Annotated in this window: 13 protein-coding genes; 8 read left to right on the forward strand and 5 right to left on the reverse strand. The window is 36.3% G+C overall.

Features of this window, described 5'->3' with window-relative positions; all coding sequences use genetic code 11:
• Window positions 1–59 precede the first annotated feature (59 nt).
• On the reverse strand, window positions 60–1,340 hold the full coding sequence (locus tag AN34_RS02980) for a replication-associated recombination protein A (protein WP_029282153.1): 1,281 nt from the start codon (window positions 1,338–1,340) through the stop codon (window positions 60–62).
• Window positions 1,341–1,454: 114 nt separating this feature from the next.
• Window positions 1,455–2,762, reverse strand: a complete 1,308-nt coding sequence (locus AN34_RS02985) for an MFS transporter (RefSeq protein WP_082468300.1) — start codon at window positions 2,760–2,762, stop codon at window positions 1,455–1,457.
• A gap of 164 nt (window positions 2,763–2,926) precedes the next feature.
• Between AN34_RS02985 and AN34_RS02990 the strand changes: the two genes are divergently transcribed.
• Window positions 2,927–3,658: a class I SAM-dependent methyltransferase gene (locus AN34_RS02990; RefSeq protein ID WP_029282157.1), complete on the forward strand. Its 732-nt coding sequence runs from the start codon at window positions 2,927–2,929 to the stop codon at window positions 3,656–3,658.
• A gap of 201 nt (window positions 3,659–3,859) precedes the next feature.
• Here AN34_RS02990 and hisS read toward each other — a convergent pair whose 3' ends face one another.
• From hisS to AN34_RS03005, 3 genes are all read right to left on the reverse strand, one after another.
• Window positions 3,860–5,257, reverse strand: coding sequence for a histidine--tRNA ligase (hisS, locus tag AN34_RS02995; protein WP_029282159.1), 1,398 nt, complete (start codon window positions 5,255–5,257; stop codon window positions 3,860–3,862).
• Window positions 5,258–5,324: 67 nt separating this feature from the next.
• Window positions 5,325–6,068 (reverse strand): LytTR family DNA-binding domain-containing protein, encoded by a 744-nt coding sequence (locus AN34_RS03000; RefSeq protein ID WP_029282161.1) that lies wholly within the window; start codon window positions 6,066–6,068, stop codon window positions 5,325–5,327.
• A gap of 1 nt (window position 6,069) precedes the next feature.
• Window positions 6,070–7,662, reverse strand: coding sequence for a sensor histidine kinase (locus tag AN34_RS03005; RefSeq protein ID WP_029282163.1), 1,593 nt, complete (start codon window positions 7,660–7,662; stop codon window positions 6,070–6,072).
• A 432-nt stretch (window positions 7,663–8,094) separates the two neighbouring features.
• Between AN34_RS03005 and fumC the strand changes: the two genes are divergently transcribed.
• From fumC to AN34_RS03045, 7 genes are all read left to right on the forward strand, one after another.
• Window positions 8,095–9,492: a class II fumarate hydratase gene (fumC, locus tag AN34_RS03010; RefSeq protein WP_029282165.1), complete on the forward strand. Its 1,398-nt coding sequence runs from the start codon at window positions 8,095–8,097 to the stop codon at window positions 9,490–9,492.
• Window positions 9,493–9,934: 442 nt separating this feature from the next.
• On the forward strand, window positions 9,935–10,450 hold the full coding sequence (locus tag AN34_RS03020; RefSeq protein ID WP_029282169.1) for a hypothetical protein: 516 nt from the start codon (window positions 9,935–9,937) through the stop codon (window positions 10,448–10,450).
• A gap of 1 nt (window position 10,451) precedes the next feature.
• On the forward strand, window positions 10,452–11,258 hold the full coding sequence (locus tag AN34_RS03025) for a S1/P1 nuclease (RefSeq protein WP_029282171.1): 807 nt from the start codon (window positions 10,452–10,454) through the stop codon (window positions 11,256–11,258).
• Window positions 11,259–11,351: 93 nt separating this feature from the next.
• Complete coding sequence (locus tag AN34_RS03030) at window positions 11,352–11,771, forward strand: hypothetical protein (RefSeq protein ID WP_029282174.1); 420 nt, start codon at window positions 11,352–11,354, stop codon at window positions 11,769–11,771.
• Window position 11,772: 1 nt separating this feature from the next.
• The gene (locus tag AN34_RS03035; protein ID WP_029282176.1) at window positions 11,773–12,207 is read left to right on the forward strand and encodes a low molecular weight protein-tyrosine-phosphatase; all 435 of its coding nucleotides are present in this window, start codon (window positions 11,773–11,775) and stop codon (window positions 12,205–12,207) included.
• A gap of 50 nt (window positions 12,208–12,257) precedes the next feature.
• On the forward strand, window positions 12,258–13,019 hold the full coding sequence (locus AN34_RS03040) for a ThuA domain-containing protein (protein ID WP_051666179.1): 762 nt from the start codon (window positions 12,258–12,260) through the stop codon (window positions 13,017–13,019).
• A gap of 178 nt (window positions 13,020–13,197) precedes the next feature.
• Window positions 13,198–13,653 carry a PA2169 family four-helix-bundle protein gene (locus AN34_RS03045; protein ID WP_029282181.1) on the forward strand — a complete coding sequence of 152 codons (456 nt, stop codon included), beginning with the start codon at window positions 13,198–13,200 and terminating at the stop codon, window positions 13,651–13,653.
• Window positions 13,654–13,699: the final 46 nt, after the last annotated feature.

Below are 13,699 nucleotides of genomic sequence, written 5' to 3' on the forward strand. Positions count from 1 at the left end.
ATAGGTTTAGGTATTAGTTAATTTCACCTATTAGTATCATTTTTTTACAAAATGTTACATTAATAGTTGTATTTGTCTTTCCAGTTTTGCCTTAGCTTTTCTCGAAGCTTTTCTTCAGCAGCATTTTTACCAGGATCATAAAGTTTGGTTCCGCTTAATTCATCCGGAAAATATTCTTGTGCTTCGAAGTTCCCTTCATAGCTATGTGAATACTTATAATCCTTTCCATAACCAATATTCTTCATCAGTTTGGTTGGGGCGTTACGGATGTGTAAAGGCACTGGTAAGTTTCCGGTTTGTTTAACCAACGCCTGGGCATGGTTAATGGCTTCGTACGAGGCATTGCTTTTTGGTGAACTGGCCAGGTAAGTTACACATTGTGATAAGATAATTCTTGCTTCGGGATAACCAATTACGTTGACGGCGGTAAAGCAGTTATTGGCCAGAAGCAATGCATTTGGATTGGCATTTCCAATGTCTTCTGAAGACAAAATCAATAATCTTCTGGCAATGAACAAAGGATCTTCCCCTCCTTCAATCATTCTGGCTAACCAGTAAACAGCAGCATTTGGATCGCTGCCGCGAATAGACTTAATAAAGGCCGAGATGATGTCGTAATGTTGCTCACCTGCTTTATCATAGAGTGCTAAGTTTTGTTGAGCATGAGCCAGGACATTATCATTTGTTAGGGTGATTTGATCTCCACCAATACCATTTACAGCAATTTCTAATACATTGAGGAGCTTCCGTGCATCACCGCCCGAAAGGCGTATAAGTGCCTCATGTTCTTTAATGGTGATTTTCTTTTGAGCAAGTAATACATCCTTTTTAACAGCTGTTTGTAATAGGCCCGATAATTCCTCCTCTGTTAATGATTTTAAAATATAAACCTGACAACGGGAAAGCAAAGCGGAGATAACTTCGAACGATGGATTTTCTGTTGTAGCGCCAATTAGTGTAACTAAACCTCTTTCTACTGCACCGAGCAAGCTATCTTGTTGCGACTTACTAAAACGATGAATCTCATCAATAAATAAAATGGGCAAACCAAGAAAACTATCTTTTAACGCCGCTGCTTTATCGATCACTTCCCTGATATCTTTTACGCCACTATTAATGGCGCTTAAATTAAAGAACGGGCGATCTAGTGCCTGGGAAATAATATAGGCCAAAGTTGTTTTACCAACGCCTGGAGGTCCCCAGAAAATCATGGATGGCAATTGGCCACTTTCTATCGCTTTGCGTAAAACGGCACCTGTACCTACTAAATGTTTTTGTCCCACATATTCGTCTAGGTTTTGTGGGCGCATTCTTTCGGCTAATGGTGCTTGATTTTGCATAATGGTAAATATAGGGAAAATGATTTTTAACCATAAATTTTCATTGCTGAACAATGCGTAATGGTTGGGATATTTCAAGCCATTTGCAATTTACAATCAATTATTAATCCTGTTTTACGCTTCTATTTTTGAATGGTGTTTGGTGTCCTTCATGGTAGTATATAAAATTAGGGAGATGAGAATACAAACGGTAACATACCAATAAAAGTAATTTTCATGGCCTATATTTTTAAACCAAAGTGCTAAATATTCAGCTGTTCCGCCAAAAATAGCCACCGTTAAAGCATAAGGTAATCCAACTCCTAAAGCCCTTATTTCAGCAGGGAAGAGTTCTGCTTTTACTACTGCATTTATACTGGTATATCCACTCACTATAATAAGGGCAGCAATCATGAACAGAAAAATAATGGTGGTGTCGGTTTCACGGGCAATGCCGGTTAAAATGGGATAAGTAAATAGGCTTCCTAATACGCCAAAACCAATTAATAACGGCTTTCTCCCTATCTTATCAGATAATAATCCAAACAAAGGCTGTAAGAGGGCAAAAATTAATAGCGAAATAAATGATAAAGTTGTAGAGGTTTCCTTACTGAGGTGAACAGTATTTACTAAGAATTTTTGCATGTAGGTGCTAAAAGTGTAGAAAGCAATGGTGCCGCCAAGCGTTAATCCAACAACGGTAAAAACCTCTTTTGGATATTTAAGAAGTACAGCAATCCCGCTTTCTTTTTCTTCTGTATTTTTACTTTTAAATGCAGAAGTTTCATCAATATGCCGCCTTAAATAAAGGGCAATAAAGGAAAGGATGGCTCCAATAGCAAATGGAATTCTCCAACCCCATCGGTGTAATTCTGCTGGTGTAAGCAACCAGTTTTGCAAAATTAATTGGATACCTAATGCCAGTAATTGTCCGCCGATGAGCGTAACATATTGAAAGCTGGAAAAAAAACCACGGTGTTTTTTGGTGGCCATTTCACTTAAATAAGTGGCTGAAGTTCCGTATTCACCGCCAGTACTTAAGCCCTGAATTAACCTGGCAAAAACCAATAACAGTGGTGCTGCAATTCCAATTTTATGGTATCCGGGTGTACAGGCAATAATTAATGATCCTATAGCCATCATGAGGACGGAAAGTGTCATAGATTTTTTGCGTCCCTTTTTATCGGCAATGCTGCCAAACAGCCAGCCTCCAATAGGTCTCATTAAAAATCCAACAGCAAATATTCCTGCAGTATTTAAGAGCTGGGCAGTTGGATTACTGTTCGGAAAAAATGCATCTGAAAAGTATAATGCAAAGGCAGAATAAGTATACCAATCATACCATTCTACCAGATTTCCAACCGATCCACCAAAGATAGATTTTAGCCGGTATCTCATATCATCATTTTCAGGGGACTGATGTTCTTTATCTGTTTTAACCATCGTATGAAATAGGATTAAAGCGTTTTGGCTAGCAAATTTTAAACACAAATCTAAATCTTTTGTTTATTTAAGTAGGTGGTTTAAGATAATTTGAGATAGATATGTAATGTAACATTCAGTTATTCAATTATCCAGCCATTCAACATTCACTCATTCTTTAAGACATGAAAGATAATTTCTCTACACAAGCTGCAGAATACGCCATTTACCGGCCAACTTACCCAATTGAATTGTATGACTTCCTTTTTAAATTAGTTGCGCATAAGCATGCCGCATGGGATTGTGCTACAGGAAACGGTCAGGTGGCAAGTATACTGGCACAACATTTTCAGCATGTTTATGCTACTGATATCAGTGAGAAGCAATTGAGCCAGGCGCTTCCGTTGCCTAATGTAGTTTACCAGGTAGAATCATCAGATCAGGTAAATGTTACTGATCAAAGTTTTGATTTGATTACTGTTGCTCAGGCCATCCACTGGTTTAATTTTGATGCATTTTACAGTGAGGTTAAGCGTACTTTGAAGCCGAATGGCGTTATTGCTGTTATTGGCTATGGCTTAATGTCTATTGATAAGAAGGTAGATCAGGTTATTCATAAGTTGTATGAAACTATTTTAGGAAAATACTGGGATAGTGAACGCAGATATATTGAGGAAGGCTATAAAACGATTCCTTTCCCGTTTGAAGAAATTGTAGCACCTCATTTTCAAATCAAAACCACCTGGAATTTTAACCAGCTGATTGGATATTTAAATACCTGGTCGTCACTGCAGCATTATAAAAAGGCTAATGACCGCAATCCATTGGAATATGTGTTGACTGAATTAAAGGAAGCCTGGGGTGATGATGCGGAGAAAGATGTACGCTTCCCTGTGTTGTTAAGGGTGGGAAAATAAATTTTATTTCACTACAGACATAAAAAAGTACAGAGAAACGCAAAGCTATTATATGTTTTTTAAACAAGCGCTACGTTTCTTTGCGAAAAACTCAACGTGTGCTGCGGTAAAGATTTTTAATTAATACATAAGTCAGATTGCTTCATCCAATGAAGAATTAGCTTCGCAATGACGATGGATTTACGTTGCGAAACCTACCGGTTAAATAGCCTTCAATAAATCCAGAATCCCTAAAACCGTTAGCTTTTTCTGCTCACCATTCTGCATATCTTTCAGGGTTAATTCACCACTTGCAATTTCGTCTCCGCCAATAAGAACCACATATGGTATTTTTTTCGCATCAGCATAAGCCATTTGTTTTTTCAGTTTTGCAGATGATGGGTATAATTCAGCGGAAATGCCTGCATTTCTGAATTGTTGTAAAATAGGCAAAGCATATTTTTCTGCTGCTGCATCAAAATTACTGATTAAAACTTTCGTGCCTACTTCTGCTGCTGCAGGAAAAAGATTTAATTCTTCCAAAACATCATAAATACGATCTGCACCAAAAGAAACACCAACGCCGGTTAAGTCTTTTAAGCCGAACATGCCTGTTAAATCATCATAACGGCCACCACCGCCAATGCTGCCCATGGCTACCTCATTGGTTTTTACTTCGAAAATGCAACCAGTGTAATAATTTAAACCACGCGCTAAGGTAATATCCAGTTCCAATTTAGCGGTTAGTGGTAAAGCGTATGATATTAAAGATTCTACATATTCAAAAACCTGTTCAATTTCAGCAACACCTTTTAAACCGGTTTCTGAAGTGGCAAGTACTTCTTTCAAACTGGCTAATTTTTCTTCATTGCTGCCCTCTAATAAAATAACTGGGTGTAGTTTCTCTAAATCATCCTCAGTAAAACCACGTTCTAAAAGCTCTTTACTTACGCCATCTAAACCAATTTTGTCCAGTTTATCAATGGCAACAGTCATATCTATAATCAAATCGGGTTTGCCTATAATCTCGGCAATGCCTGATAGAATTTTTCTATTATTAATTTTAACAGTGAAATCTTTAAGTCCTAATTTGGCTAAGGCTTCATTGTAAATTAGTATAAATTCTGCTTCATTTAATAAACTTTCTGAACCTACCACATCTACATCGCACTGATAAAATTCGCGGTATCTTCCCTTTTGCGGTCTGTCTGCACGCCACACAGGTTGCACCTGGAAACGTTTAAAAGGTAAGGTAATTTCGTGCTGGTGCATTACTACATAACGGGCGAAAGGAACAGTTAAATCGTAACGAAGAGCTTTTTCAGAGATAAGCGGAATTAATTTATTGCTGTTTTCCTCTTCAGAAAAATCAAAGGATTTCTTTTTAGGATCCTTTAAATATTCTCCACTATTTAAAATTTTAAAAATCAGTTTATCCCCTTCATCGCCATATTTGCCAGTTAGGGTAGAAAGGTTTTCAAAGCTTGGGGTCTGGATTTCAGCATAACCATATTTTTTGAAAACCGATTTAATGGTGTCATAAATAAAGTTGCGTTTGACCATTTCAACAGGCGTAAAATCACGGGTACCTTTGGCTAATGAGGGTTTAATAACTGACATAGCCGCAAAAGTACAAAAATACGGGGTTTAATCCTTACAGGTTTTTAAAACCTGTAAGGATTGTTTTTTATTTTCGCAACGCAGCTTTAACCATTTCTCTATTTGGTTTCGAAACCGGAATTTTATCACCATTATTCATTAATAATATTCCACCATCTTCCTTAAGCCAACTTTTTACAAATTTTGGGTTAACTAAATGACTTTGATGTGCCCTAACAAACCCTTGTGGTTTTAGCAAATCAGAATATTCTTTCAGGGACTTAGAAATTAAGATTTTCTCTCCACTTGATAAATAGAAAAATGTATAATTATTATCGGCAACACATCGCACAATAGCTTCAACTGAAACATAGCGGATTTCATGCTGCTGCGGCAGTGCAATTTTAGGGGCAGCAGGTTCAGTACGTTTAAGTTGATTGAGCAAAAAGTTCAGTTGTTCACCATTCATTTTGCTTTCAATTCTGTTTTCAGCTTTTGAAACTGCAGCCATCAATTCATCAGGATCTACTGGCTTAAGAAGATAATCTAAGGCAGCAGATTTTACCGCCTGGATCCCATAATTATCGTATGCTGTTATAAAAATGACTTCAAAAGATTTTTCAGTAAGCAAATTTAGCAAATCAAAACCTGTGGTTTTTCCCATTTGGATATCAAGAAAAAGCAAATCAGGGCGATGTAGATTTATTTTCTCGAAAGCATCATCAATGTTATTAGCAATAGCTACAACTTTAACCGTTCTGCAATTCTTAGCCAGCAAAACCTGTAGGTTTTCTAAATTTGCCAGTTCATCATCTACCAAAATTACCCTCATTTTATAACCATTGTGTTAAAGTAATTGTAACCGTTGTTCTGTTAATACCTGATTTAATATCCAGAACAAAAGGTGCATCTTTATAAATTGTATTTAGTAAAGATATTCGGTTTTTGCTAAGCGCCAAGCCTAAACCGTTGTATGTTTGAGTGGTGTCGAAACCTTTTCCATTATCGATTATTTTTAGCACCAAATTAGACACTTGCTTCTCGAAACTAATAGCAATTTCACCATCTTTTCCTTTCTCGGCAATAGCATGTTTAACTGCATTTTCTACAAATGGTTGTAAAAGCATGGCTGGTATTTCAATATTTTCCATGTCTAAATCAAATGGAGCGCTTAACATGTAGTTGAATCCAAATCGTAACTGTTCCATTTGAAGATAATCATCGAGTAAAGTCTTTTCTTTAATTAAACTGATGAGTTCTTTGCTATCTAAAACATTTCGTGTGAGGCGTGCAAACTTGGTGAGGTAACGATTAGCATTTTCGATTTCATTTTTATTCATTAGATTTTGAATACCTGCCAAAGCATTAAATAAAAAATGTGGATTTAGTTGTGAGCGAATGGAGTTAAGTTGGAGCTGAACAATTGCTTTTTGTTTATATTGTTGAGCGAGTTTTTTGGCTTGCTTCTTTTTGATATAGAAAAGAGAGGTGCCGAAAATAGCTGCTAATAATAAAGGGGTGATGATCCCAAAAATTATCATTTGACGATTTGTGAAAAGCTTTTCTTCATCTAAAATTATTGACAGCGTGTATCTGGCTGTATATTTTTCTATTTCTTTTAACGGCGTATGCTCATTAAGGAATGGTTGAATAATAATTTCGTAATCTCCTGATTTTTTGAAAATGCTCTTATCAATCTTTACGTAAGGCAAAAATTCATTTGCATCAATATAGCTGCCATATTCCCAATAAGTTGATCTAAAAATTATTTTATTTGTTAGCTTATTTTTTATTAAAACATAGTAGAGATAGTCTATATCCGATTTATTTTTTATAATTCTTAACCCAATATCTTTTTTAGAAAAACTAAGCTTTGTTCTTTCTTTTGGGGCAATGAGATTTGTAAAGCCTTCACCTTGATTGATTGCAACAAGCTTGGAAAATAAAACTATTTTTACTCGGGGAATAGGTTTAGCATAAAAAACAGATTTATAAATATCAAGAGGTTTATTGATGTTGTAAATAAGGGTTGTTATATTTTTACCTTTTATTGCGAGAACACCAAGCCTTGTGAAGCTCATTAAATCAGGAGTTTCAATATCGGTTAGTTGTTTTTTGTTAATAGACTTGTTTACCACTATTGGCTTGTTATCTGCCAAAATTGTGTATCTGTACTGTCTTACATCATCTTTCCGATCGAAATAAGCTTGTATGCTTATGTTATTCACTTCAGGTAAATAGTTAAATGATGTATTAGGCTGATTAGGAAATTTATTATCATAATAAATGCTTTTGGCAGAACTATCAACACAAAATCCCAATTTTCTACCGCCTGAATAAATCTTAGAAAAATTGATGCCTTTTTGCGCAAATACTGTAGATAGCATAAAAATGAAACTGAAAAATGTGATGAATATCTTTTTCATATGTTATTTTTTTATAAACCTCCGCTTAAAAAACAGTTTACAAAATGCCAAAATAGTAAATGAAACCTATAACCTAGTATTTGAATGGTTTGGATTAGAATTTTATCCATTGGTTTTCAATTCGGTTGCTGTAGAGTGATTAATGCGGTTCATATTTGAATCCATTGTAGCGACCCTGATATGCTTTCAAAGATGCACAAAGCATATGCAAATAATGAAACAGATGCTTTGTGTCTCAGCATGACAAATTGATTAAAAAACAGAAGCGAATGATCGTGACTGATTTAGCAAAAAAAAATAATGCAGTATCCTTCTAAAATAAAAATATTGTTTATCTAAATACAGTCAAATCCTGCCTTAGGAAATATCAAAGATAATACTATACGTTATAGGCAAAAAACTTAAATTTGTGACAACAAAATCAAAAATATAATGAGTTTCAGAATAGAACACGATACCATGGGCGAGGTGCAGGTGCCGGCCGACAAATACTGGGGTGCACAAACCGAACGCTCACGCAATAACTTTAAAATCGGACCTGAAGGTTCGATGCCTAAAGAAATTATTCATGCTTTTGGCTATTTGAAAAAAGCCGCTGCCTTAGCTAACACTGAGTTGGGCGTGCTTACTGCTGAAAAAGCAACATTAATTGCTAAAGCCTGTGATGAAATTATCGCTGGTGATTTAGATGATCAGTTTCCATTGGTGATCTGGCAAACAGGTTCTGGTACACAAAGTAACATGAACGGAAACGAAGTGATTGCGAACCGTGCACACGTGATCAATGGTGGAGCATTGGCTGATGATAAAAAAGTACTTCACCCGAATGATGATGTGAATAAGTCACAATCATCTAACGATACTTATCCAACTGCAATGCACATTGCAGCGTATAAACTTACGGTAGAAAACACCATTCCAGGATTAGAACACTTAAGAAATGCCCTGGCTAAAAAGGTAGAAGAATTTAATTCGATCGTTAAAACGGGCCGTACCCATTTTATGGATGCCACGCCTTTAACCTTAGGGCAAGAATTTTCTGGTTATGTACAACAAATTGATAACAGCATCAGGGCAATTAAAAATGCTTTGGTAATGGTTGCTGAATTGGCTTTGGGGGGTACTGCAGTTGGTACAGGTTTAAATACACCAAAGGGATATGATGTTTTAGTGGCTCAAAAAATCGCCGAATTAACAGGCTTGCCTTTTGTTACCGCACCAAATAAATTCGAAGCTTTAGCAGCTCATGATGCGATGGTTGAACTTTCAGGCGCTTTAAAACGCACGGCAGTTGCATTGATGAAGGTTGCGAATGATGTTCGTATGTTAAGTTCTGGCCCACGTTGCGGTATTGGAGAAATTGTAATTCCTGATAATGAACCAGGTTCTTCCATCATGCCTGGAAAAGTAAACCCAACACAACCAGAAGCTTTAACCATGGTTTGTGCACAGGTAATCGGCAATGATGTTGCAGTTTCTGTAGGCGGGATGTCTGGCCATTTTGAATTAAATGTTTTCAAACCTTTAATTGCGGCAAATGTATTGCAATCTGCCCGTTTAATTGGCGATGCCTGCGTTTCCTTTACGGATAAATGTGCAGAGGGCATTACAGCAAACCTACCAGAAATTGAAAAACATTTACAAAATTCACTAATGCTGGTAACTGCTTTAAATCCGCATGTAGGTTATGAGAATGCAGCGAAAATTGCTAAGAAGGCACACAAAGAAAACAAAACACTAAAAGCTGCGGCTGTAGAGTTAGGCCTGTTGACCAACGAACAATTCGATGAATGGGTTCGTCCGGAAGATATGGTTGGAAGTTTAAAATAGCATATTCAGGCCTGGAAGCTTTAAAAGCTTTTAGGCCTGTTTTTAGATAGAAAGCTTACGTAATAAAAATATGGAAGGTGCAATAATGAATTTTTTGTCTACCCTGATTTCAGTAATTTCTCCACTGTTAATCTTTTGTGCCTGCTGTTATTATCTTAGTAAAGAGGTGAAAGCAGATTCAATCCTGCTTTTTATTGGCTCGGGATTTACCTTATTGCTAGCCTGCTTTTATAGGTTTTTAATGCCCTATTTGATGGATCATTATGCTATGCCCATGTCGGAGGTAAATTCTTATTATTTTATTTTAGGGGTAATAAGCTTCTGTGCAGGCATTTGTTTTGCAATTGGCCTTTTTATGCTGATTAACAACTTGTTAAATGCCAACAAGATGCTTAATAAAAAGCTTTAACCGATTTTTATACATTAATATTGATGAACAACGATGCCAAAATATAAAGATGGACTGAAGCGACTGAGCCTGGTTTTTGTTGTTGCTGGTTTATTATATTCTTCCTGCTCCAGATTACCAAATATCCAGGGTAAAGGAGAAGCATTTATGCAAGGACTTTGGAATGAAGATTCAGTTGCCTTTAGCCATAAACTAAGCAACTACACCCAACATCGTTTTAAGGTTACTTGCGATTCCATCTATATAGATTTTGTAACGCATAGCAAAGTAAATTTTTACGAAGATTCCTGTTACCACAATGGTGTATGGAAAGAGTATGCAAAAGGCGTTTATGCGGTTCGGGGTGATACCTTAATTGTAGGTGCTACGTTTACGCATGCCAACTATAAACAAAAAATATCCGGCTGTTATCGCATCGGCCGATATGATAAAAATTTTCTGATTAAAAAGCATTCAAGTGATACCTTAATATTGGAAAGCTTAAATGATCAAAGTGAAATCAAATTAGTGCTTAAAGAAAAAATAAACTGTGTCCAAAAAGAATTATAAAATGATATTTAAATTTATTAATAAGAAGCTAGCTATTATAGCAGCCATCGGTTTGCTTGCTTATGTGCCACTTCAGGCGAATGCCTGGGGCATGATTGGTCATCGCATCGTTGGCGAAATTGCAGATAGCTATTTAAAGGCTAAAACCCGCAAGGCTATTCAGGCTATTTTAGGTACAGAATCATTGGCGATGTCTGCTAACTGGGGTGATTTTATAAAATCGGATTCTACTTATAATTATATGTATAATTGGCATTTTGTAAACCTTCCGGGTGGTTTAGATAAACAGGGCGTTTATAATATTTTAGAAACTGAAAAAGCACCGAATCTTTACAACAAAATTATCGATCTGACAGCTGTTTTAAAAAATGCGAATAGTACCGCATCTGAAAAAAAGTTAGCCTTAAGGATGTTGGTACACATGGCAGGCGATTTGTGCCAGCCGATGCATGTGGCGCACAAGGAAGACTTAGGTGGTAACAGGGTTTCGGTGATGTGGTTCAATGAAAAATCTAACTTGCATCGGGTATGGGATGAGCAATTAATCGAATATCAGCAGCTAAGTTATACGGAATTTGCAAAGGCGATTAATCATCCTTCAGCTATTCAACTATATAATTGGCAAAATACAAACTTAAAAGATTGTGTTTACGATGCTTATACCATTTGCAGCAAGATTTATGAGGGTACAAAACCAGATTCCAAATTAAGTTACCGATACAATTTCGATTGGTCAGAAATCCTTAACCAGCAATTATTAAAAGGTGGAGTTCGTTTGGCTAAGATGCTTAACGATATTTACGGATAACTTATATCAGCTTTAAATCCTCCAAAAATTGGGGGATTTTTTTATGTAGCAAATTCATTGTTATTTTCGTTTACCTTATATAATCTAAATCATATGAGAAAATTACTATTTGTACTTTTAATTTGCACAGCAGTTGCCTGCACAAAGGATACCGCTAAAATGCTTATTTCAAAAAAATGGGTAATCGAGTCAGTAACAGTTACGCCTGCAATAACTCTAGGTGGTAAGACTGATACTAATTATATCGCACTGTCTGGACCAGAAAGTTGTGTAGCCAACTTATCACTCTCATTTGCGGCAGATAGTACTTATGTGGCTGGGGCCAATGGAGCGCTTTGCGATATGATGGCTGATGCCAGTGTAAAGACCTGGAAAAAAGAGGACAACAAGATCATTTTGTCTGCTTCTCCTTCCGCTCCGCTCTTTTTTGACGGTAAAAAACTAACTCAGACAACCACAACTCAACAAAACGGGACCACATATACTTTTGTATATACCTATAAATCTAAATAATTTGAAAATTTTAATGGTCTGCCTCGGTAATATTTGTCGTTCGCCTTTGGCAGAAGGCATTATGCGTCATCTGGCAAAACAACAAAACTTAGATTGGGAAATTGCATCAGCCGGAACAGGAAACTGGCACATCGGCCAGGCACCCGATGACAGAAGTATAGCCGCCGCCCAAAATTGTGGTTACGACATTAGTTTGCAAATAGCACAGCAATTTTCACCTGCTATGTTTTCGCAGTACGATTGGATTTTGGTCATGGATCGAAAAAATTTAAGGGATGTAAAGAACCTTGCAAAAACTAAAGAAGCACAGCAAAAGGTTAAACTTTTTTTAGATGATGAAGAATTGATAGACCCGTATTGGGATGATACTTTATTTGCCACAGTTTGTAAACAAGTTGAAGAAAGATGTAAAGAAATTATCAAAGAACTTTCTTAGATTTAGGATTAAATAGCAACCCGTTGATCATAAGCTAACCAAATTTTAAGATGAAAAAAATATTCGTACTGATGATTACCCTGGTCATCTGTCACAGTAATTTATTTGCAAAAAGTAATTTGAGAATTTTGGTATTCTCTAAAACCAAAGGATTCCGTCACGCTTCTATTGAAGACGGTAAAAAGGCCCTAATTAGCCTTGGTAAGCAATATCATTACCAGGTAGATACCACAGAAAATGCAATCCTGTTTACAGAAGATAATTTAAAGAAATATGCGGCAGTTATCTTTTTAAGTACAACCGGCGATGTGTTGAATGAGGTACAACAATCTGCTTTTGAACGTTATATTCAGGCCGGTGGTGGTTATGTAGGTATTCATGCAGCCACAGACACTGAGTATGAGTGGCCATGGTACGGAAAACTGGCCGGTGCTTATTTCAGCAGCCACCCTGAAATACAGGAGGCAAGATTCGTTATTAAAGATAAAAATCATCCTTCAACCAAATTTTTAACAGATTCGATATGGATGCATAAAGATGAACTGTATAATTTCAAGGATATCAATCCGGATCTTAAGGTGTTAATTACTCTGGATGAATCATCCTACAAAGGTGGAAAAAATGGCAATTTCCATCCCTTTAGCTGGTATCATTCATATGATGGTGGCCGAGCCTTTTACACAGCAATGGGTCATACTAAAGAATGCTGGAGCGATCAAAAATTCCTGATGCATTTAAACGGAGGCATAACATATGCAATTGGAAAGCATCAAAAACTGGATTACCGTAAAGCAAAGTCGAAACTGCTATAATCAACTTTAAAGATTCAGGAAATTGTTTAATCAATTTGAAATCAAAATCACATCATTATAAATGTCAGTTAATGATATGAAGATATATTGTAGCAGTTTCAAGAATAAAAATTTAAAAATAATTACAAACTATTCCAGGCAGATCATGTTCCATTAATACATCAAAACTTATAAAAACATGAATACTGCAACAATAACAACAGAAGTATTAAACGATCTGGTTCAAATTAATAATGACCGTATTGCCGGTTATGAAAAAGCCCGTGCAGAATTAAAAGATGAGGATGCAGATTTAAAATCTTTATTTCTGGATATGATCTCAGAGAGTCAGAAATATAAAATGGCTTTAGGAACGGAGATATCTGCCTTAGGAGAAGACATCGATACAGGTACCACTAATTCTGGAAAAATCTATAGAGCATGGATGGATGTTAAAGCATTATTTACAGGCCATGATAGAAAAACAGTATTAAATAATTGCGAAGGTGGAGAAGATGCTGCTCAAAATGCTTATAAAATGGCTTTAGAGGTAGAAGATCTTCCTGCACACATCAGAACGCTGATTTCAGATCAAAAGGCCTCGTTGAGAACTTCTCATGATGAAGTTAAAAGATTACGCGATAGTCAGGCATAAGAATTTTTAGTTTAATAGAAAAGGCCTCCTAATTTAAATCAGGAGG

This window comes from Pedobacter sp. R20-19 (assembly GCF_000708265.2).
Taxonomy (GTDB): domain Bacteria; phylum Bacteroidota; class Bacteroidia; order Sphingobacteriales; family Sphingobacteriaceae; genus Pedobacter.